This window comes from Frankia sp. Hr75.2, from assembly GCF_949319125.1.
Taxonomy (GTDB): domain Bacteria; phylum Actinomycetota; class Actinomycetes; order Frankiales; family Frankiaceae; genus Parafrankia; species Parafrankia soli.
In genome coordinates this window covers 182855-201080 of record NZ_CASGGV010000222.1, presented here as the reverse complement: position 1 = coordinate 201080, position 18226 = coordinate 182855, and the positions used below count along the sequence as shown (strand labels likewise).

Below are 18226 nucleotides of genomic sequence, written 5' to 3'. Positions count from 1 at the left end.
CCCTCCGTAGACCCCGCGTAGGGGGCTCCGAACGTCCTCCGGCTCCAAGAGCCGGAGGACGTTCGCCGGCCGTGGTGGTACTGGTCAGGGGCAGTGCGGGGTCCTCCGCAGCTCGCCCAGACTCACCGCCGTAGAACGTGACGGAGCGTCGCTCCTTTTCAGGCGTCGCCGTATCTGGCCTCGCGTCGGTGGTGGTGGCCCGTCGCTGGTCCTGCGTCATCGGATCTGACCTGGTCGCCCGTCAGGAGAGTTGACGCACAGCGCCACCCCGATGGTCAACGCGTTCCGAGGTGTGACCGCTCTCGGTGGTTGGCAGGGATCCGGTCACGCTGTTCGGCGAGGGCAGTGCGACCTTCAAGATCGCCGGCAAATTGTGTGGCGGGGCGTGGCGGTCTCTGCTCAGGTTGTCAGATGCGACGGCGCTACGACGATTTCGCTGACTGGTACGACGCTTATGCGACCCGGGGTGTGGGACTGCCGTTCGCCCGTGCCGCGGACCGCCTCCTGGCGAGGCTCCTCGGCCCCGGCCGCGGCCGCCTGTGCCTTGACCTGGGCTGCGGCGTCGCCAGCGCCGAGCGGCTCCCACTCCGTGACCGGTCCGTCGACGCCGCCACCATGATCATGACGAGCACCGACTTCGACGACCTGCCCCCGGTGTTCGCCGAGGCCCACCGCGTGCTGCGGCCCGGCGGACACCTGGTGGTCGTCGGCGCGCATCCCTGCTTCGGCGGCGTCTTCGTCGAACGCGACAGCCGGGGCACCTGCACCGTCCACCCCGGCTACCGCCACCACCAGCGCGTCGAGCAACATCCTCTGCTCGGTGACGGGATCCGTTCCCGGGTCGGGGTCGTCAACGTCCCGCTACCCGTGCTGCTGAACGCGTTGACGGGCGCGGGGCTCGTCCTCGAAAAGACCGCGGAAGACGACGGCGACCAGCCGGTCCCGGAACTGCTCGGACTTGCAGCCGCCCGGCCAGGCCACTGACGAACCCGACCACCCGACCAAGCTCGCCAAGTCCGGCGACTCGATCGGCGAGTTCACCCAAACGCTCCAGCCACCACCCCGAAGCTCCGCTGGGGCTACCACCCAGAAAAAAGCCAGATCCAATGACGGCCTCCCACCCCGGCCCCGACAACACGGGCGGCAGACCCCCAGCTCACCCCGCCCCAGCAGGCCAGTTCAAACGCCGCCTGACACTCCCCTGGAGGGGTCGGTGTCGGTCTCTCCGCGACGTCGGCGTTCGGCCTGGTAGGCGGTCCAGGCCCGTTCCCCCTGATCGGTGGAGCACCACGGGGTGCCGGTGCGCTCGCAGAACGCGGCGAAGGTCAGATCTGGTTCGGCCATCCGCCGGCGGCGTTCGGCACGGGGGTCCTCGCCGAGCGCGGCGGTCTGCAGGTCGGTGACGCGGCGGGCGCGGGCGAGTTCTTCGACGTCGTAGGCGGTCCGGCGCCGGATCGCCGCGACCCGCGGCAGCCGGACTGCGACGACACACGTGTCTGGCCAGTCGTCCTGTGGCATTGCGCCTCAGGTTCCGGGGGCGGGCTCGCCGTTGACCAGAACCGTGATCCCCTTGCCGAGGAACGACACCAGCCCGGCGATCCCGGCCGACTCCGGCAGCGGTGACGGGTAGTACCAGGCGCCGTCCGTGATCACCTCGCCGCCACCACGCACCGTGTAGTACGACGCCTGGCCCTTGTAGGCGCACACCGTGTGCGTCCCGGAACCCTCCAGGGCCTCGGCCCGGACGTCCTCGAGCGGGATGTACCAGCGGGGCGGCAGGGACGTCTCGAAGAGCTTCACCGGGCGCGTGGTCCGGGCCACCGCCTCACCACCCACCAGCACCTCGACCTGGTCGGAGGCGCGGCGGGTGTCCACCCGGTGGTAGGGGTCCCTGGGGTGGCCGAAGACCTGCTCGTCCTCCTCGTACCAGGCGTCCAGGCGGTCGAAGTAGAACGCCGCCAGCCCCGCTATGGGCGGGGCGCCCGGCACCGGCTCGGGGTAGGACCACAGCACGTTCTCCTCGACCCGGTCGCCGACCCGCAGCGTCCAGTACGAGGCGGTGCCCTTGAACGGGCAGTAGGTGTGGTGATCGGTCGGCTCCAGCAGGTCCTGCCGGATGTCCTCGAGCGGGACGTACCAGACGCCCAGATGGTTGGTCTCGTACAGGATCCTGGCGCGACGGGTGTCGAGCACGGTCTGGCCGGCGAGCTCCGCCCGGACACGCTGCGCCACGTCCTCGAGGTAGAGGACGTGCGCGGGCGCGGCGGTGTCCAGGTCGAAGTTGAAGGTGCCGGCTCGGTGGCTGGCGAACGGGCCGGATCCGAGAGTCAGGCTCATGCCAGGCCCAACACGGCGGGTTCGGCACACCTTCCTGCCGTTCCACCGCCGCGGCGAACGACATCTACATGATCCGCCATCATGACCACGCGCGGCCTCGGTGGACGACCACCGGACACCCCCGGCACGACGTACCGACCACGGCTCCGGCCGTCGTGGCGGCTGGTTGTCCGGTTCGCTACAGTTCCAGACGTTGCGAGGGGGGAGATCACCCAGAGGAGTCTCCATGGCCCCGGTCCGTAAGACCGTCGCCAGCGCAGCTGCCACGGTCGCCCTGCTGGCGGCCGTCGCGTCCTGCCGGCCGGCCCCGGGCGGTCCACCAGGTGGTGGGTTCCCGGTGCCGACAGCAAGCACGAGCACGTCGCCCACGGCCACGCCGACGTCGTCGGCGCCGCCCACGGTGACACCGCCCCCGTCGACACCGACGGCGGCGCCCACCACCACGGCTCCCACACCGCCGGCGCCGACCACGGCACCGCCGTCCACCCGGCCGCCCCGGCCGACCGATCCGCCCGGGCCGACCGATCCGCCGGTTCCCACGAACCCGCCGGTCACGTCCGCTCCGCCGGCCCCGCCGGGGACGAGCCCTCAGGCCGACGAGGTCGTCCGGCTCACCAACGTCGAACGCGAGAAGGCCGGCTGCGGACCGCTCGCCGTCGACACCCGTCTCACCGCCGCGGCGCAGGCGCACACCGCGGACATGGCGGCGAACGACTACTTCAGCCACGACGGCCAGGACGGCAGCTCGCCGGGCGACCGGACCAGGGCGGCCGGCTTCCCGTCGGGCTTCGTCGGCGAGAACATCGCCGCCGGGTCGACCACGCCGGCCGCGACCCTCCAGATGTGGATGAACAGCTCGGGGCACCGCGCGAACATCCTCAACTGCGGCTACACCCACATCGGCGTCGGCTACGCCCAGGGCGGCTCGTACCGCTACTACTGGACGCAGGACTTCGGGAAGCTCTGACCCCGGTCTCCGTCCAGGGACCGCCGGAGCCCAGGGACCGCCGGAGCCCAGGGACCGCCGGAGCGCCAAGGCCCCGGCGGTCCCTGGGCTGCGGGCGTCGACGGTGGCCGATCGACACCGGCCGGGGTGGCCGAAAGTCGATGCGGTGGCCCGCCGGGCGGCCGAGGTCGTAGACCTCGGAGGGATGCGGCGGCGCCGGCCGGTGACGCTGCTCCTGCTGAGCTGGCCCACCGGGCTGTTCTCCACCACAGCGTCGGCCGCGTCGGTGGTTCTGTTGTTCACCGTGGCCGTGCACTGCCGGCTGCGCACGACCTTCCTGCTGGCGGCCGTCTACTGGACGCCCGGCCTGGTGTACTTCGCGATCTGGCCGGATCCCGACCTGCCCTACGCCGGGGCGGTCGTCTTCCTGATCGTCATGCTGGCGCTGACGGTCGGCTGGGGGGTGTTCGTCCGCTCCCGGCGCCAGCTGCTGCTGTCGCTGCGCGAGCGGGCCCGGCTGGCCGAGGCCGAGCAGCGGCGCGGGGTGGCCGCGGCCAGGCAGCTCGAGCGCACCCGGATCGCCCGCGAGATGCACGACGTCCTGGGGCATCGGCTCTCGCTGCTCACGATGCACGCCGGGGCGCTGGAGTTCCACCCGGGCGCGCCACCGGAGCAGATCGCCGGTGCCGCCGGGGTGATCCGGGAGAGCGCCCACGAGGCCCTGCGGGATCTGCGGGCGGCGATCGGGGTGCTGCGCGAGGGCCCCGAGGACCCGGCGGCCCGGCCCCAACCGACCCTGGGCGACCTGCCCGAGCTGGTGGACGAGTGCCGCCGGGCCGGCATGGAGATCCGGACCTACATTCACCTGGTCGAGGCGGCGAGCGCCCCCGCGATGATGGCCGGCAGCGCCTTCCGCATCGCGCAGGAGGGGCTGACCAACGCCCGGCGGCACGCCCCCGGCGCACCGGCCCGGCTGATCATCGACGGGTCACCCGCCGACGGACTGCACCTCGAGATCCGCAACGCCCGCCAGCCCGGCTCCGAGCCGCCGTCCCGGACCGGGCTGCCGTCCTGGGCCCGGCCGGCCGGGCCGGGGCTGCTCGGTCTCGCCGAGCGGGCCGCGCTGGTCGGCGGGCGGCTCGAGCACGGCCCGACCCCCGAGGGCGAGTTCCGGCTCTACGCGTGGCTGCCCTGGGAGGGATCTTGACCACCGGTCCGTCCGACGGCGACGCGCCCGTCCGGGTCCTGGTCGTCGACGACGACGCGCTCGTCCGCTCCGCGCTGGCGATGATGTTCGACGGCGCCGACGGCGCGTGCATCGTCGGCGAGGCGACCGACGGTGACGAGGTCGCCGCGGCCGTCGACGCGCTGCGCCCGGACGTCGTCCTGATGGACATCCGGATGGCGCGGATGGACGGGCTGCGGGCCACCGAGCTGCTGCTCGCCCGCGACCAGCCGCCCCAGGTCGTCGTGCTGACCACCTTCGACGCGGACGACCAGGTGCTGCGCGCGCTGCGGGCCGGCGCGAGCGGCTTCCTGCTCAAGGACACTGCGCCGCCCGAGATCGTGCGGGCGGTGCTGCGGGTGGCGGCCGGGGAGCCGATGCTCTCCCCCACCGTCACCCGCCAGCTCATCGCCCGGATCGCGGTGGTGGAGGCCGCCCCGCCACCGGCCACCCCGCCACCGCCCGTCGCGGCACAGGCCGTGGCAGCGGAACGCTCGGCGGCCCGCCGCACGGCTGCCCGCCGGGCCGTCGCCCAGCTCAGCGCGCGGGAGCGGGAGGTGGCGCTGGCGGTGGGCCGGGGCCTGTCGAACGCGGAGATCGCCGGCGAGCTGTTCATGAGCGTGGCGACGGCGAAGTCGTATGTCTCCCGGCTGCTGACCAAGCTCGACCTGAGCAACCGGGTACAGCTCGCCCTGCTCGTCCACGACGCCGAGGAGCCCGCGGGATGACCGACGAGCGGGCCGGGTTCGCTGTCGAGGTCACCGACCTCACCGTGCGGCGCGGCGGGTCCCGTCTCGTCGACGGGGTCTCGTTCGCACTGCGTCCGGGGGTGGTCGCCGGACTGCTGGGCCGCGGCGGCGCGGGGAGGTCCACGATCCTGGCGATCCTGGCGGCCTACGGGCGGCCGAGCGCTGGCACGGTGCGCGTCGACGGCGCCGACCCGTTCGAGGACCCGCGCCTGATGAGCGAGATCTGCCTGGTCCGCGAGCAGGCGGACGTCGAGCGTTCGCTGCCGGTCGGCGAGGCGCTCTCGATCGCCGGTGACCTGCGCCCGCGTTGGGACGCCGCCCTCGCCGACCACCTCGCGGCGCGGTTCGGCCTGGACCGGCGGGCCAAGGTCCGCGATCTCTCCCGGGGCGGCCGCACCGCCCTGTCGCTGGTCATCGGGCTGGCCGCCCGGGCGCCGCTCACGATCTTCGACGAGCCGCATCTGGGCCTGGACGCCCCGTCGCGGGCCGCGTTCCACGAGGAGCTGCGCGCCGACGACCGGCGCCATCCCCGCACGGTCGTGCTCTGCACCGACCTGATCGACGAGATCGCCCCGCTGCTCGAGGAGGTCGTGATCCTCGACCGGGGACGGCTGCTCCTGCACACCACCGCGGACGAGGCCCGCGCGCTGGGCCACGAGATCACCGGGCCGGTGGACGCGGTCGGGGCGCTGGTCGGCGACGCGCGGGTCCTCGCCCGGCGCCAGCTCGGGTCGACCAGGTCCACGACCGTGCTCGGCCCGATCCCGCGGCTGGCGGCGGCGCCACGGGAGGTCGAGATCGGCCCGGTCTCCCTGCAGGATCTGGTCAGCCACCTCACCGGCGGGGAGACGACGCGACGATGAGCGATCTCATGGTCCCGGGACCGGTCGCACCACCGGCGGCGCGGCGCGGCGGCGGGCCGGCCCCGCTGGTGCACACCGCGGCGGTGACGACCGGTGGCACGCTGGCCTGGGTGGGCTGGGTGTGGCTGCTGGCGGCGCTCGGCTACGGCGCCGCGGTCGCCGTCATATCGTTCGTCGGCGAGCGGGACACCTCGCTGTGGCAGGTGGCCGTCGCCACCTGGCAGCGCTGGCTGATGCTGGCCGCCGGCACGACCATGACCACGACGTTCGCGCCGATGCTCATCACCAACGGCGTCACCCGGGCTCGGCTGGCCCGTTCGGTGGTCGTGTGCGCGGTGGCGGTCGGCCTGCTGGGCGGGCTCTTCCTCGGGGCCGGGTTCGCCGTCGAGAGCGTGGTCTTCGCCGGGTTCGGGTGGCCGCGGGCGCTGTCGAACGGGGTCTCGTTCGACAGCGCCGCGGCGGTGTGCCGGCTCGGCGCGGCCTACGGCCTCGGTCTCTCGGCCTGGTTCGTCTCCGGCTGGCTGGCCGGGCTGGCCCGGCACGTGCGCGAGTCGGCGTTCGCGATCCTGCTCGTCCCGGCGCTGGTGCCGGCGGTGCTCGCCGAGGGGCTCGTGCTCAGTGTTCGACGTGGCCCAGCGGCCGGCCGGGGGCGATCCTGTCCCGCAGCGCGCGTTTGACGGCGGACGGCTCGGGGAAGCCCTGCTCGCCGCGGTCCCAGATCACCTCACCGCCCAGCCGGACGGTGAACACCCCACCGGTGCCGGGCACGAGGGCGACCGCGCCGAGATCCGCCTCGAACGTGGTCAGCAGCTCCTGGGCGAGCCAGGCCGCCCGCGGGAGCCATCTGCACCGGGTGCAGTACTCGATCTCGACCCGGGGCCGTGTGCCGGCCGAGCCGTCAGTCTCCACGGCGCTCACCCCCGCTGTGGTCCATACCCGCCACGCGGGCGGTCAGGCGCCGAGCATCGCCAGCCACTGCCGGGAGCTGGTCGGCCGGAAGACGTAGTTCATCTTGCGCACCACGCCGAGCTCCGCGGCGGACTCCGCCGAGTACCGGTGACCCGGGTAGACGGTGACGTCGTCGGGCAGGGCGCCCAGGCGGCGCAGGCTGTCGTACATCGCCGCGGCGTCCCCGCCCGGGAAGTCCATCCGCCCGCAACCCTCGAGGAACAGAGTGTCCCCGGCGACGAGCCGCCCGTCCACGAGGAAGCACTGGCTGCCCGGGGTGTGACCGGGGGTGTGCAGCAGGCGGATGTCCACCGCGCCGACGGTGACCACGTCGTCGTCGCCGTGCTCGACGAGCTCGGCGGCCCCCACGCCCGTCCCGCGCCGCACCCACTCGGCCTCGTCCCGCTGCAGGTGGATCGGGACGGACGTGCGCTCCAGCAGCTCGCGGATCCCCTCCAGCTCGATGCCGAAGGCCGTGCCGCCGACGTGGTCGGCGTGGTGGTGGGTGACCAGCGCCCCGGTCAGCCGCATGTCGTCGGCGGCCAGCACGTCGAGCAGGTCGCCCACCCGGTAGGCGGGGTCGACCACGACGGCCTCGCCCGTCTCCCGGTCACCGATGAGGTAGACGAAGTTGACCATCTGGGTCGCGGCGGGATCACCCACCGCGAAGTCACGGCCGGACAGCAACTGGCGGAAGTACAGGCGATCGCTCACACCGCGAGCCTACGGAGCGCCGGGCCCGCACTCCAGAACCGGTGGAGCGGGCGGACCGTCACCCACCACGTGCCATCGCGGGGCGGGGCGGTGTGGGCCGAGGCTGGTGAGCCCCGCACGCCGGTCGAACCGACACCAAACAAAAATAAACTCACTCAACAAAAGATGTATTGAAATCACGCCGAACCTACGATGAGGTCATTCGTCTCCGGCCTGCGGAGGTGGACCGACGGGGACCTCGGCACGTTCCGTTCGGCGTTGCCCGCGCGTGACGCCCTGGGTGGTCTATCTCGTCGGCGGTGTCGGATACTTCGTCCTGTACACGCTTTTCGTGGCACACGAGATCGGAGCGGGCACGATCCTCACCCGCGCGGGCGTGGACGTTCCCGTCGGCCCGGAGACGCAGGTGGCCCTGCGGTGCCTGCTGACCGCGTCGACCGTCGGAGCGATCGCCCTCGGCGTGCGGAGGTGGCGCCCCGAGCCCCGCGCGCCGTGGGTGCTCCTTGCCGTCGCCCAGGGCCTTTACACCGTCGCCGACGCCATCTTCTATACAAATCTCATCGTATTTCACAATTCAACATTTCCATCGCTGGCCGATCTGTTCTACATCGGCCGCTACCCGTTCGCGATCGCGGCGCTGGCACTTCTGTTCCGGCAGCGGGCACCCGGCCGCAATCTCTCGGCGGTGCTGGACACGACGTCCATCGCCGTCGCCGTGTCACTGTTGTACTGGCTCTATGTGATCACACCCCACGAGCGGGCGGCCTCAGGGCAGCTCGCCCAGCTGGCCTCGGTCGCCTTCCCCGTGATGGACCTCGGCCTGCTCGTCATGTCGCTGATACTGGTGCTCGCGCCCGGCCGCCGGCCGGCCTCGTTCGTCCTGCTGGTCGCCAGCCTGGTGGTCACTCTGGCCTCCGACATCCTGTACACCATCTCGGCGCTGGGCGGCAGGTACGTCGTCGCGGACGTCACCGAGTCCCTCTGGGCCCTCGGGGACGTGCTGGTCGCCGCCGCCGCGCTGCACCCGTCGATGGCGGACCTGTCGTGCTCCCCGCAGGCCGACGACCGACGGCTCGCTCCCGGCAGGCTCGCCGCACTGCTGGCGGCCGCGCTGATCGCTCCGGTGCTCCTGCTGGTCGAGGCGGACCGGTCACCCACCCAGATCAGGATCATCGCGGTCGCCTCGGCCGCGCTCGCCCTGCTCATCGTGGCGCGACTGGCCGCGCTGGTCGCCGAGCAGCGCCGGCTCGCCACCACCGACGTGCTCACCGGGCTGCGCACCCGGCGGTTCCTGCAGAACCAGCTCCCAGCCGCGGTCAGCCGCGCGGACCGGTCCGGGCAGCCCTTCGCGCTGCTCCTCGTGGACGTCGACAACTTCAAGTCGATCAACGACCGGTACGGCCACCCGTGCGGGGACACCGCCCTCGCGGAGATCGGCTCCCGGCTGGCCGCGGCCAGCCGGCCCGGCGAGCTGCTGGCCCGGCGAGCTGCTGGCCCGCTTCGGCGGTGAGGAGTTTGCCCTGCTCGGCCCCACCGTGGGGCCGGAGACCGTCGGCGAGCTCGCCGAACGGCTGCGGCGCAACGTGGCCCACGACCTGATCGAGCTCGACAGCGGAGCCCGGCTACGGGCCACCGTCTCCGTCGGCGCCGCCGTCTACCCGGTGCACGCGCAGGACCAGACGGACCTGCTGATCGCCGCCGACCGCAACCTGTACGCCGCGAAGGCGGCGGGCCGCAACCGGGTCGTGATCGGTTGCGGCGCGGTGATCGAGTCCCGGAGAACCGCGGACGACCCGGCCGCGCCGCCGCCCCGTCACAGCTGACCGCCCCGTCACAGCTGATCTGCGATGTCCGCCAGCAGGCGCCGCCGGCTGCGCGCGCCGACCAGCTTCGTGACCGTCTCGCCGCCCCGGACGACCACCAGGGTCGGCATGGCCAGCACACCGTAGGCGATCGCCGTCTGCGGGCTGGCGTCGGCGTCCACCTCGACGACCCGCAGCCGGTCGGCGAGGTCGGCCGCGATCTGGGCGAGGACCGGCCGCATCATCCGGCACGGCGGGCACCACTCTGCGGAGAAGTCGACGAGGACGGGTAGCGGCGACCGCAGGACGATCTCGTCGAACGTGGTGTCGTCGGCGTGCCACACGGTTCCGGCGGACGCGGCCGGCGCCGACCGGTCCTGGACATCGGACGTGATCATGATCAGCTCCTTCGTGGTCATCGGGTCTGCGGTGGGTAGAGCGAGCACCCCGGGATACCCTGCGGCGGCACTGCCGGCCGGGGCGGGCCGTCAGCCGGTTCGGCTCCGGGCGGCTCGGCCGTGTCCCGCGCCATCGCGAGCTGGGCGGCGAGCCGTTCGCGGGAGCGCAGGAGCCGGGCGACGTAGTCGTCGATCTGGGCGATCTTGCGCCGGTAGCCCTCGATCGAGTCCGGGCAGGAGGCCGCCGTCTCGTTCCCGGCCCGCAGGCACTCGACGAACGGACGGGTCTCCTCCAGCGCGAACCCGTCCGCGAGCAGCGCCCTGATCTCCTCGACAGCTCGCAGGTCCGCGTCGCTGTAGTCCCGGTAGCCGTTGGCCAGCCGCCGGGCGGCGAGCAACCCCTGGTCCTCGTAGTGCCGCAGCGCCCGGGGACTCGTCCCCGCCCGTCGTGCCAGCTCACCGATGCGCATCCCGACCTCCTCCGCACCGACGCTAGACGTTGACGTCCGTGTGAAGGCAAGCTCTGTCTCCGCCCCCGTGGGTGCGCGCCCGCCCGGTGATCCGCCCGAGTGCCCGGCCCGTCAGGAGTGGCGGGCGCGGTGGGCGGCGGCGCGGGCACGGTTCCCGCAGGCCCGGTCCGAGCACCACCGGCGGCGTCCCGGCCGGGACGTGTCCAGGAACAGCAGTGCGCAGTCGTGGCTGGCGCACTCGCGTACCCGGGTGATGTCCGGCCCCCCCAGCAGGTCGACGGCGTCGCGGGCGACGGTCGCGAGGGCGTCGGCGGCGGGACTGCGCCCCGGTCGCAGCTCGACGGATCGCCGCGCGGTGAGCTGGGGGGCGAGTCCGCCCCGGCGGGCGTGGGCGTTGATGACCCGACGGTCGCCGTCCACGCCCGGCTCGTCGCGCGTACCGGCCAGCGCGGTGCGGTAGATCGCCTCCCGCAGCCGGCGCGCGGAGCGCAGACCCTCTTCGGTGACGGCCGGCGGGACGTCCAGCAGGCCGGCGGCGACGAACCAGCGCCCGAGGTCGGCGGGCTGGGGCAGCCGCTCGAAGTTGCGGCGCCACCGCTCCCCGACCGTCGCCGTGAACGACAGACACAGCCGGCCGGACAGGAAATGGAAGTTCATCTCCCAGGCGGGCAGACCGTCGACGACCATCCCGTCCGTGTTGGTTGCCGTCGTCTCCACATAACGACTATAAGTCGTTACATGGAGAGTACGAACAGGGCCGGGATCGTGGACGCGCGCGCCTCGCGGGCCCGGCGCGTCGAGTTCGACCAGGCCGCGCGCGCGTTCACGGACCTGGCCGGTCGGGCGTCCACGAGCGACCTGGCCCTGCCCGCGCTCGGCGTGTGGACGGTGCGGGACCTGCTCGGCCACGCCAGCCGGGCACTGTCGACGATCGAGGCGTACGTACCGTCGACGGCCGTTTCGACCGGCCCGCCCCCGGGCGGCTTCGACCTGACCAGCCCGGCGGACTACTACGTGTCGGCCCGCGCGGTACTCGCCGACCCGGCCGCGGTGACCGAACGCGGCCGGGCCGCCGGCCGCGCGCTCGGAGCCGACCCGGCCGGCGCCGTGCGGGAACTGGCCGACCGGGTCCTGGCGCTGGTGGCGGCGACCCCCGACGACAGCCCGGTCGGCAGCCCGGTCGGCACGATGCCGTTCATCCAGTACCTGCCGACGAGGACCTTCGAGCTGACGGTGCACTGCCTCGACCTGGCCCGGGTGCTGCCCGACCACCACGGCGCGACGCCCGTCCCGGCGCTGGGACCGGCAATCGCGTCGGGCCTGGGGCTGGCGGCCGAGCTGGCCGCCGCCGGCCCGCACCCCGCCGACCTGCTTCTCCTGCTCACCGGACGGACCGGGCTGCGTCCGGGTCTCAGCGCGCTGTGACCAGGGGCCGCGGACCACGGTCAGGCGGCGCACCGGCCGGTGGACGCGTCAGTGCCCGGCGAAGAAATCCAGGATGGCGGCCGTCGCCTGGTAGGAGCGGCCGGCCGGGGAGTCGACGCGGTCGGCGAGCGCGTCGGGGCTGCTCGGCCACGCGTGCGTCCCGCCGACGACGGTGTCGAGGACGACCTCGGCGCCGCCCGCGCAGCCGGTGTGGCGCATCCGCTCCACTCCCATCCCGGCCACGGTGCGCAGCACGGCGGGCGCGCAGGCGTATCGGCGTGCGTACTCGTCGATCACCTGGGTCGCGGCCGGGACCCGGGTGGTGGAACCGCTGATCACGCCCCCGGCATACGGCACGGACGGGTCGGCCGTCCCGTGGACCGCCATGGTCGCGGGAGCGGCGCCGGGCGGGCAGGTCGCGAGGCTGGTCGAGGAGACCATCGCGACGCCGGCGAACCGTGGCGCCTGGCGGCACACCAGCGCGGCGGCGAACTCGGCGCCGTTCGAATGCCCCGCGGCGTAGACCCGGCCGGGGTCGAGACACAGGTGGGCACCAAGGTCGTCGAGCAGCGCGGCGACGAAGCCGAAGTCGTCGGCCGCCTCCGGCGCGGCCGGGGTGTTCCAGCGGCGCGGTTCGCCGAGCGCGTCCGGTGTCACGACGACGAAGCCGCGATCGGCACCGAGCCGGCCCATTCCGCTCCGGGCCTCCTGGGTCTCCTTGCTCGCCTTGAAACCGTGGAAGTCGACGACGACCGGCGCCGGGGTCCGTCTGTCGTAGCCGGTCGGCAGGGCGAGCAGATAGGTGCGCTCGGCGGCGTCGTGCGACAGGTGCCGCGGGCCCACGGCAGGCGCGGCGGCGGGGTCCGCCGCGCAGCCGGCCGTGCTCGCCACCGCCGCCCCGGCCGGCGCGGCAGCCCGTCCCGGGGCGGACCGGGCAGGCGGGGACTGGGCGGACGAGGCAGGCGTGACCGCTCCCGCGGAACCGGGCTCGGCAGGCCGGCCGCCGCCCGCGCCACACGCGGTCAGACACGCCAGGGCGGCCGTCGCGCACAGGATTCGGCTGATCCACCTGTCACCCGATTTTCCGGCCACGTCCGGACATTACGTCCCATCCCCCGGGGAATGATCCCCCCGGCGAGGACACGAAGCCGACAACAAAGGCAACCTCGGACGAGCCGGCCGCCCGGCGGAGAGCTACATTCGCCGGGTGACGGACCAGGTGACGGGGCCGCCGGGCGCAATGCCCGCGCCGATTCCGGAACAGCCTGTCCGCCCGGACGACGACGTGCCCGAGCCGATTCCGGCGGCGGGCCAACCGATTCCCGCGGGCTCTGTTCCGGCCGGCTCTGTCCCCGCGAGCCCTGTTCCCGCGAGCCCTGTTCCTGCGGGCCATGTGACACCCGGCCAGCTCGCCTACTGGCGGCGTTCCGGCCTGCTTCGCCCCGGCCGGGGCGAGCTGACGCAGGCGCGGGCGATCGCGGCACTGCGCCGGGCCGGGCTCAGTCTGCGTCACATCCGGGGGGCCGCCGAGCGGCTGCGCCTCCTGCCCGGCGCCGAACCGGCCGCCGGCTGGGATCCCGCCCGCCACGGGATGGCGGCCGCCTACGGCGGGGCCGCGGTGCACGCCGGTCGGGCGGAGCCGTCCCAGCTGCGGTTCGCCGTGCACGGCCAGGAGCTCTTCGTGCAGCGCGACGGCGGGGCGTGGGAGGGCGACCGCGCGCCCGGCCAGCTCATCCTGGACGGCGTGGTCCCGTTCGTCCCGGTGGACGGCGTGGCGGTGGGCCCGCTGCCCGGCGGGGTGCCGCCGGGCGGGCCGGACCCGGCCGGCCCCCGGCGGCGGGCGGCCGGCGCGGTGCGCCGGGTCCGCGCCGCCGCGCCGTCCGACCGCGACCAGATCCGCCTGTTCCTGACCCGCGAGCGCGACCTCGACCTCGGCGACTTCGTGATCGATGACGCGACCCGCCCGGACGTCCGCGAGTCACGCCCTCCGGCGTTGCGCGGCGATTCCCGCGCGAACGACGTTTCCGCAACGAACTTCGCTTCCGGCGCAAACATCACGGAGCACCCGGGGCGACCGCTGCACCGGAACTAGACTGACCGCGTGACCGGACGCAGGCGACGCATCGAAACACTCCCGGCAACCCACCCGGCGCGTTGATGGCGGCGGGCGAGAACCCGGCCGGCCAGGCACATCCAGGCTCCGGCGACGGCCAGGGTGAGCGCGGCAACCCCGGCGGCGGGCGCGGTGCCCCCCGGGCCGTGCTGCTGACCGTCGACGACGACGTGAGCGTCTCCCGCGCCGTCGCCCGCGACCTGCGCCGCCGGTACGGCGGGACGTACCGGATCGTGCGTGCCGAGTCGGGGGCGCAGGCGCTGGAGGCGCTGCGCGAGATCAAACTGCGCGGCGACGCGGTCGCCGTCCTGCTCGCCGACTACCGCATGCCCGGGATGAACGGCATCGAGTTCCTCGAGCAGGCGATGGACCTGTTCCCGGCCGCGCGGCGCGTGCTGCTGACCGCCTACGCCGACACCGAGGCCGCGATCGACGCCATCAACGTCGTCGACCTCGACCACTACCTGCTCAAGCCGTGGGACCCGCCGGAGGAGAAGCTCTACCCGGTGCTCGACGCGCTGCTCGACGCGTGGCGCGCCACCGACCACCGGCCGGTCGCCGAGACCAGGGTGGTCGGGCACCGCTGGTCGGCCCGCTCGTACGAGGTGCGCGACTTCCTGGCCCGCAACCAGGTCCCCTACCGCTGGTATCTGGCCGACGAGCCGGAGGGCGCGCGGCTGCTCACGGCCGCCGGCGCGAACCCGGACTCGCTGCCCTGCGTCATCACGACCGACGGTTCGGCGCTGACCGACCCGACCGACACCGAGCTCGCCGCCCAGGTCGGTCTCGCGACCGCCCCCACCGGCGACTTCTACGACCTCGTCGTGGTCGGCGGCGGCCCGGCCGGCCTCGGCGCGGCGGTGTACGGCGCCTCCGAGGGCCTGCGGACGGTGCTCCTCGAGCGGCACGCGACCGGCGGCCAGGCCGGCCAGAGCTCGCGGATCGAGAACTACCTGGGCTTCCCGGACGGCGTCTCCGGCTCCCAGCTCACCGACCGGGCCCGCCGCCAGGCCGTGAAGTTCGGCGCCGAGCTGCTCACCGCCGCCGACGTCGTGACACTGGAGGCCGCCGGTCCGGCCCGCCGGCTGCTCCTCGCCGACGGCGGCCAGATCGACGCGCACACGGTGATCCTCGCCACCGGCGTCTCCTACCGCCAGCTCGCCGCCCCCGGCCTGACCGAGCTGACCGGCCGGGGCGTCTTCTACGGCTCCGCGCTGACGGAGGCGCCGAGTTGCTCCGGCCAGGACGTCTACGTCGTCGGCGGGGCGAACTCCGCCGGCCAGGCCGCGATGTACTTCTCCCGGCACGCCCGCTCGGTGACGATGCTGGTGCGCGGCAAGTCGCTCGAGGCGTCCATGTCGCACTACCTCATCCAACAGATCGCGGCCGTGCCGACGATCACGGTCCGGGTGTGCACCGAGGTCGTCTCCGCGCAGGGCACCGACCACCTGGAGAGCCTCGTCCTGCGGGACAACAGCACCGGTCAGACCGAGCAGGTCGACTCCCAGTGGCTGTTCGTCTTCATCGGTGCCGCCCCGCGCACCGACTGGCTGGACGGCGTCGTCGTGCGCGACGAGCACGGGTTCGTCGTCGCCGGGCCGGATCTCGTCGTCGACGGGCAGCGTCCGTCCGGCTGGGATCTCGACCGCGACCCGTACCACCTGGAGAGCAGCGTGCCAGGCGTGTTCGTGGCCGGCGACGCGCGCGCCGAGTCGGTGAAACGGGTGGCCTCGGCCGTCGGCGAGGGGGCCATGGCCGTCGCGCTCGTGCACCGTTACCTCGCGAAGCGCTGATACCTCGCGAAGCGCTGACCACGGAAGGCGGAGTGAGCACCATGGCGGACGACGCGGTTGGCGCCACCCAGGCCTGCGCCCAGGGCCAGGCGATGCCCTGCGATCTCGACGAGCTGCGCACACTGTTCCTGTTCGAGAAGCTCACCGACGACCAGCTGGACTGGATCTGCCGCAACGGCCACGTCGAGCTGATCGAGCCGGGCGTCGTGTTCCGCGAGGGCGAGCCGGCCACCTGCTTCTACGTGCTGGTCGAGGGCGGCCTGGTGCTGACCCGGCGGGTCGGCGACGACGACGTCGAGGTCAGCCGGACGACCCAGCGCGGCGTGTACTCCGGGGCGTGGCACTCCTACCTCGGCGACCGCGTCCCCCAGCTCTACACCAACTCGATGCGGGTCACGATCCCGTCCCGCTTCGTCGTGCTGGACGGCGCGGCGCTGGCGCGGCTGATGCGCGAGTGGTTCCCGATGGCCGTCCACATGCTGGAGGGGCTGTTCTTCGGCCTGCAGAGCACCCAGGCGCTCACCGGCCAGCGGGAGCGGCTGCTCGCGCTCGGCTCGCTGTCCGCCGGGCTGACCCACGAGCTCAACAACCCGGCGGCCGCCGCGGTGCGGGCCACGGCGTCGCTGCGGGAGCGGGTCGCCGGCATGCGGCACAAGCTCGGCCTGATCGCCGCCGGGCCGTACGACCGCAAGGCGCTGGAGACCCTGATCGGCCTGCAGGAGGAGGCCGCCGAGCGGGTGGCGAAGGCGCCGACGCTGACCCCGATGGAGACCAGCGACCGCGAGGACACCCTGACCGACTGGCTCGAGGACCACGGCTGCGACCAGGGGTGGGAGATCGCGCCGACGTTCGTCCAGGCGGGGTTCGACGTCGACTGGCTGGAGCGGGTCGCGGCGACGGTGGCGCCCGAGGTGCTGGAGGGCGCGATCCGCTGGCTGTACTACACGGTCGAGAGCGAACTGCTGATGAAGGAGATCGAGGACTCCACCACCCGGATCTCCACCCTGCTCGGGGCGGCCAAGCAGTACTCCCAGCTCGACCGGGCGCCGTACCGCAGTGTCGACGTCCACGAGCTGCTGGACAGCACGCTGGCCATGCTCGGCGGGAAGCTGTCGGGGGTGCGGGTGGTGCGCGAGTACGACCGGGCGCTGCCCGAGATCGCGGTCTACGCCGGCGAGCTCAACCAGGTCTGGACGAACCTCATCGACAACGCGGTCGCCGCGATGGCCGGCTCCGGGACGCTGACCGTCGCCACCTCGGCGGACCACGACAACCTGGTCGTCGAGGTTCGGGACTCCGGGCCCGGCGTGCCGCCGGAGATCCGCGACCGCATCTTCGAGCCGTTCTTCACCACGAAGCCGGTCGGCGAGGGCACCGGCCTCGGGCTGGACATCTCCTGGCGCATCGTCGTCGGCCGCCACCACGGTGACCTGACCGTGACGTCGGAGCCCGGCGACACCAGGTTCCGGGTGACCCTGCCGATGCATCCCGACTTGCTGATGCCCGCCGAGGCCGCGCCCCACGAGGAGCCCGCGGTCCCGGCCGACACCGATCCGGCTTAGCGGGTCACAGGTAGCGCTCGACCTTCAGTACGTAGTTCCGCAGTCCGTACCCACCGTGTCTGAACAGGATTCTTGACAGCAGTCAAGAATGCTCCTCGCCCATCACCTCGGCTGGGCCGTGGCGGCCTTGGCGACCGTGTCCAGCGCCACGGCGAGGGAGTCGGCGGCCTTCTGTCGAAAACCGGCCAGCCGTGGGACGTGCTCCGACTTGGTCAACTCGGCGTGGACGAAGGTGAGGTCGTCGGCGAGACCGAGCATGCCGAACGCCGCCCTCAGGTACGGCTCCTGGAAGTCGGAGCCGGCGCGGGGCGTACCCGGCCCGTAGGCACCGCCACGCGCGGTGACGACCACGACCCGGGTGCCACTCAACGGTCCCTGGTTGGTCGCGTGGTCGACGATGAGCGACGGGATCGCCACCCGGTCGAACCACGCCTTGAAGCTCGACGGCACCGAGAAGTTGTACATCGGCAGACCGATCAACACAGTGTCCGCGGCGGTCAGTTCCTCGACCAGAGGCCAGGTGACAGCCCAGCTCGCCCGCTCGGCCTCCGTGGTCGCCGCGGTCCGCGCGGCGACCAGCTCACGTACGCCGGTCGCCTCCATGCGGGTCATGATCTCGATCTGGGCGGAGTCCACGTGCGCGAGCGGTTGTGCCGCGAGATCGCGGTAGGTGCGTCGGCCCGTGGGGTTGTTCTCCTGCCAGACCTCGGCGAAGGCGGCGGAGAGCCGACGGGAGACCGATCCCGGTCGCGCGCTGGCGTCGAGGTGGAGTAGATGACTCACGAAGTTCTCCAGGGACACGAAGTTCTCCAGGGAGTGGAATGCCGATCGGCGGCGGGATGCCCGGTGTCGGTCCATACACGAAGCGGCACACGGAGCAG

21 protein-coding genes are annotated in these 18226 nt (G+C 73.3%); 12 read left to right on the top strand and 9 right to left on the bottom strand.

Annotation, left to right across the window (positions count from 1 at the left end):
* Window positions 1-411 precede the first annotated feature (411 nt).
* A complete protein-coding gene (locus tag AC559T_RS16620; RefSeq protein WP_498869317.1) occupies window positions 412-984 on the top strand; it encodes a class I SAM-dependent methyltransferase in 573 nt (190 codons plus the stop codon).
* Window positions 985-1179: 195 nt separating this feature from the next.
* Here the strand turns inward: AC559T_RS16620 and AC559T_RS16615 are convergent, their stop codons facing one another.
* Together AC559T_RS16615 and AC559T_RS16610 are read right to left on the bottom strand one after the other, a co-directional pair.
* A complete protein-coding gene (locus tag AC559T_RS16615) occupies window positions 1180-1518 on the bottom strand; it encodes a hypothetical protein (RefSeq protein WP_498869316.1) in 339 nt (112 codons plus the stop codon).
* Window positions 1519-1524: 6 nt separating this feature from the next.
* Window positions 1525-2337: a DUF427 domain-containing protein gene (locus AC559T_RS16610; RefSeq protein WP_498869315.1), complete on the bottom strand. Its 813-nt coding sequence runs from the start codon at window positions 2335-2337 to the stop codon at window positions 1525-1527.
* A 226-nt stretch (window positions 2338-2563) separates the two neighbouring features.
* Here AC559T_RS16610 and AC559T_RS16605 point away from each other — a divergent pair, with 226 nt between their 5' ends.
* The 5 genes from AC559T_RS16605 to AC559T_RS16585 all read left to right on the top strand — a co-directional run bounded on the left by AC559T_RS16605 (window position 2564) and on the right by AC559T_RS16585 (window position 6797).
* Window positions 2564-3304 carry a CAP domain-containing protein gene (locus AC559T_RS16605; protein ID WP_243657492.1) on the top strand — a complete coding sequence of 247 codons (741 nt, stop codon included), beginning with the start codon at window positions 2564-2566 and terminating at the stop codon, window positions 3302-3304.
* Window positions 3305-3449: 145 nt separating this feature from the next.
* On the top strand, window positions 3450-4490 hold the full coding sequence (locus AC559T_RS16600) for a sensor histidine kinase (protein ID WP_498869314.1): 1041 nt from the start codon (window positions 3450-3452) through the stop codon (window positions 4488-4490).
* Window positions 4487-5236 carry a response regulator transcription factor gene (locus tag AC559T_RS16595; protein WP_498869313.1) on the top strand — a complete coding sequence of 250 codons (750 nt, stop codon included), beginning with the start codon at window positions 4487-4489 and terminating at the stop codon, window positions 5234-5236. The genes AC559T_RS16600 and AC559T_RS16595 overlap by 4 nt, the downstream gene beginning before the upstream one ends.
* Window positions 5233-6120, top strand: a complete 888-nt coding sequence (locus tag AC559T_RS16590) for an ATP-binding cassette domain-containing protein (RefSeq protein ID WP_498869312.1) — start codon at window positions 5233-5235, stop codon at window positions 6118-6120. Before AC559T_RS16595 ends, AC559T_RS16590 begins: the two co-directional genes overlap by 4 nt.
* On the top strand, window positions 6117-6797 hold the full coding sequence (locus AC559T_RS16585; RefSeq protein ID WP_498869311.1) for a hypothetical protein: 681 nt from the start codon (window positions 6117-6119) through the stop codon (window positions 6795-6797). The genes AC559T_RS16590 and AC559T_RS16585 overlap by 4 nt, the downstream gene beginning before the upstream one ends.
* Here AC559T_RS16585 and AC559T_RS16580 read toward each other — a convergent pair.
* Complete coding sequence (locus tag AC559T_RS16580; protein ID WP_083390919.1) at window positions 6736-7038, bottom strand: Rdx family protein; 303 nt, start codon at window positions 7036-7038, stop codon at window positions 6736-6738. The genes AC559T_RS16585 and AC559T_RS16580 overlap by 62 nt on opposite strands.
* Before the next feature lie 33 nt (window positions 7039-7071).
* Window positions 7072-7782 (bottom strand): MBL fold metallo-hydrolase, encoded by a 711-nt coding sequence (locus tag AC559T_RS16575; RefSeq protein WP_071062485.1) that lies wholly within the window; start codon window positions 7780-7782, stop codon window positions 7072-7074.
* 268 nt (window positions 7783-8050) lie between these two features.
* On the opposite strand from AC559T_RS16575, the gene AC559T_RS16570 reads away from it, so the two are divergent.
* Together AC559T_RS16570 and AC559T_RS16565 are read left to right on the top strand one after the other, a co-directional pair.
* A complete protein-coding gene (locus tag AC559T_RS16570) occupies window positions 8051-9292 on the top strand; it encodes a GGDEF domain-containing protein (protein WP_498869310.1) in 1242 nt (413 codons plus the stop codon).
* A 25-nt stretch (window positions 9293-9317) separates the two neighbouring features.
* On the top strand, window positions 9318-9605 hold the full coding sequence (locus AC559T_RS16565; RefSeq protein ID WP_498869309.1) for a GGDEF domain-containing protein: 288 nt from the start codon (window positions 9318-9320) through the stop codon (window positions 9603-9605).
* Window positions 9606-9613: 8 nt separating this feature from the next.
* Here the strand turns inward: AC559T_RS16565 and AC559T_RS16560 are convergent, their stop codons facing one another.
* The 3 genes from AC559T_RS16560 to AC559T_RS16550 all read right to left on the bottom strand — a co-directional run bounded on the left by AC559T_RS16560 (window position 9614) and on the right by AC559T_RS16550 (window position 11169).
* On the bottom strand, window positions 9614-9982 hold the full coding sequence (locus AC559T_RS16560) for a thioredoxin family protein (RefSeq protein ID WP_112108005.1): 369 nt from the start codon (window positions 9980-9982) through the stop codon (window positions 9614-9616).
* A 17-nt stretch (window positions 9983-9999) separates the two neighbouring features.
* Window positions 10000-10452, bottom strand: a complete 453-nt coding sequence (locus AC559T_RS16555) for a MerR family transcriptional regulator (protein WP_071062492.1) — start codon at window positions 10450-10452, stop codon at window positions 10000-10002.
* 111 nt (window positions 10453-10563) lie between these two features.
* Window positions 10564-11169, bottom strand: coding sequence for a CGNR zinc finger domain-containing protein (locus tag AC559T_RS16550; protein WP_200835405.1), 606 nt, complete (start codon window positions 11167-11169; stop codon window positions 10564-10566).
* 21 nt (window positions 11170-11190) lie between these two features.
* Between AC559T_RS16550 and AC559T_RS16545 the strand changes: the two genes are divergently transcribed.
* Entirely contained in the window at window positions 11191-11877 is a 687-nt protein-coding gene (locus tag AC559T_RS16545) for a maleylpyruvate isomerase N-terminal domain-containing protein (protein ID WP_071062493.1), read from the top strand.
* Between the two features lie 48 nt (window positions 11878-11925).
* Here the strand turns inward: AC559T_RS16545 and AC559T_RS16540 are convergent, their stop codons facing one another.
* Window positions 11926-12768, bottom strand: coding sequence for a CE1 family esterase (locus AC559T_RS16540; RefSeq protein WP_498869308.1), 843 nt, complete (start codon window positions 12766-12768; stop codon window positions 11926-11928).
* Between the two features lie 502 nt (window positions 12769-13270).
* On the opposite strand from AC559T_RS16540, the gene AC559T_RS16535 reads away from it, so the two are divergent.
* The 3 genes from AC559T_RS16535 to AC559T_RS16525 all read left to right on the top strand — a co-directional run bounded on the left by AC559T_RS16535 (window position 13271) and on the right by AC559T_RS16525 (window position 17345).
* Window positions 13271-13969, top strand: a complete 699-nt coding sequence (locus AC559T_RS16535) for a hypothetical protein (RefSeq protein WP_071062497.1) — start codon at window positions 13271-13273, stop codon at window positions 13967-13969.
* 65 nt (window positions 13970-14034) lie between these two features.
* Window positions 14035-15783, top strand: coding sequence for an NAD(P)/FAD-dependent oxidoreductase (locus AC559T_RS16530; RefSeq protein ID WP_498869307.1), 1749 nt, complete (start codon window positions 14035-14037; stop codon window positions 15781-15783).
* 41 nt (window positions 15784-15824) lie between these two features.
* The gene (locus tag AC559T_RS16525; protein WP_200835407.1) at window positions 15825-17345 is read left to right on the top strand and encodes an ATP-binding protein; all 1521 of its coding nucleotides are present in this window, start codon (window positions 15825-15827) and stop codon (window positions 17343-17345) included.
* Between the two features lie 102 nt (window positions 17346-17447).
* Here the strand turns inward: AC559T_RS16525 and AC559T_RS16520 are convergent, their stop codons facing one another.
* On the bottom strand, window positions 17448-18146 hold the full coding sequence (locus AC559T_RS16520; RefSeq protein WP_498869306.1) for an FMN-dependent NADH-azoreductase: 699 nt from the start codon (window positions 18144-18146) through the stop codon (window positions 17448-17450).
* Between the last annotated feature and the right edge of the window lie 80 nt (window positions 18147-18226).

Coding starts and splice junctions, on each gene's coding strand:
- AC559T_RS16590 (WP_498869312.1), top strand. CDS start 5,233: ATGACCGACGAGCGGGCCGGGTTCGCTGTCGAGGTCACCGACCTCACC.
- AC559T_RS16555 (WP_071062492.1), bottom strand. CDS start 10,452: ATGCGCATCGGTGAGCTGGCACGACGGGCGGGGACGAGTCCCCGGGCG.
- AC559T_RS16525 (WP_200835407.1), top strand. CDS start 15,825: ATGGCGGACGACGCGGTTGGCGCCACCCAGGCCTGCGCCCAGGGCCAG.
- AC559T_RS16620 (WP_498869317.1), top strand. CDS start 412: ATGCGACGGCGCTACGACGATTTCGCTGACTGGTACGACGCTTATGCG.
- AC559T_RS16545 (WP_071062493.1), top strand. CDS start 11,191: ATGGAGAGTACGAACAGGGCCGGGATCGTGGACGCGCGCGCCTCGCGG.
- AC559T_RS16605 (WP_243657492.1), top strand. CDS start 2,564: ATGGCCCCGGTCCGTAAGACCGTCGCCAGCGCAGCTGCCACGGTCGCC.
- AC559T_RS16610 (WP_498869315.1), bottom strand. CDS start 2,337: ATGAGCCTGACTCTCGGATCCGGCCCGTTCGCCAGCCACCGAGCCGGC.
- AC559T_RS16530 (WP_498869307.1), top strand. CDS start 14,035: ATGGCGGCGGGCGAGAACCCGGCCGGCCAGGCACATCCAGGCTCCGGC.
- AC559T_RS16560 (WP_112108005.1), bottom strand. CDS start 9,982: ATGATCACGTCCGATGTCCAGGACCGGTCGGCGCCGGCCGCGTCCGCC.
- AC559T_RS16615 (WP_498869316.1), bottom strand. CDS start 1,518: ATGCCACAGGACGACTGGCCAGACACGTGTGTCGTCGCAGTCCGGCTG.
- AC559T_RS16585 (WP_498869311.1), top strand. CDS start 6,117: ATGAGCGATCTCATGGTCCCGGGACCGGTCGCACCACCGGCGGCGCGG.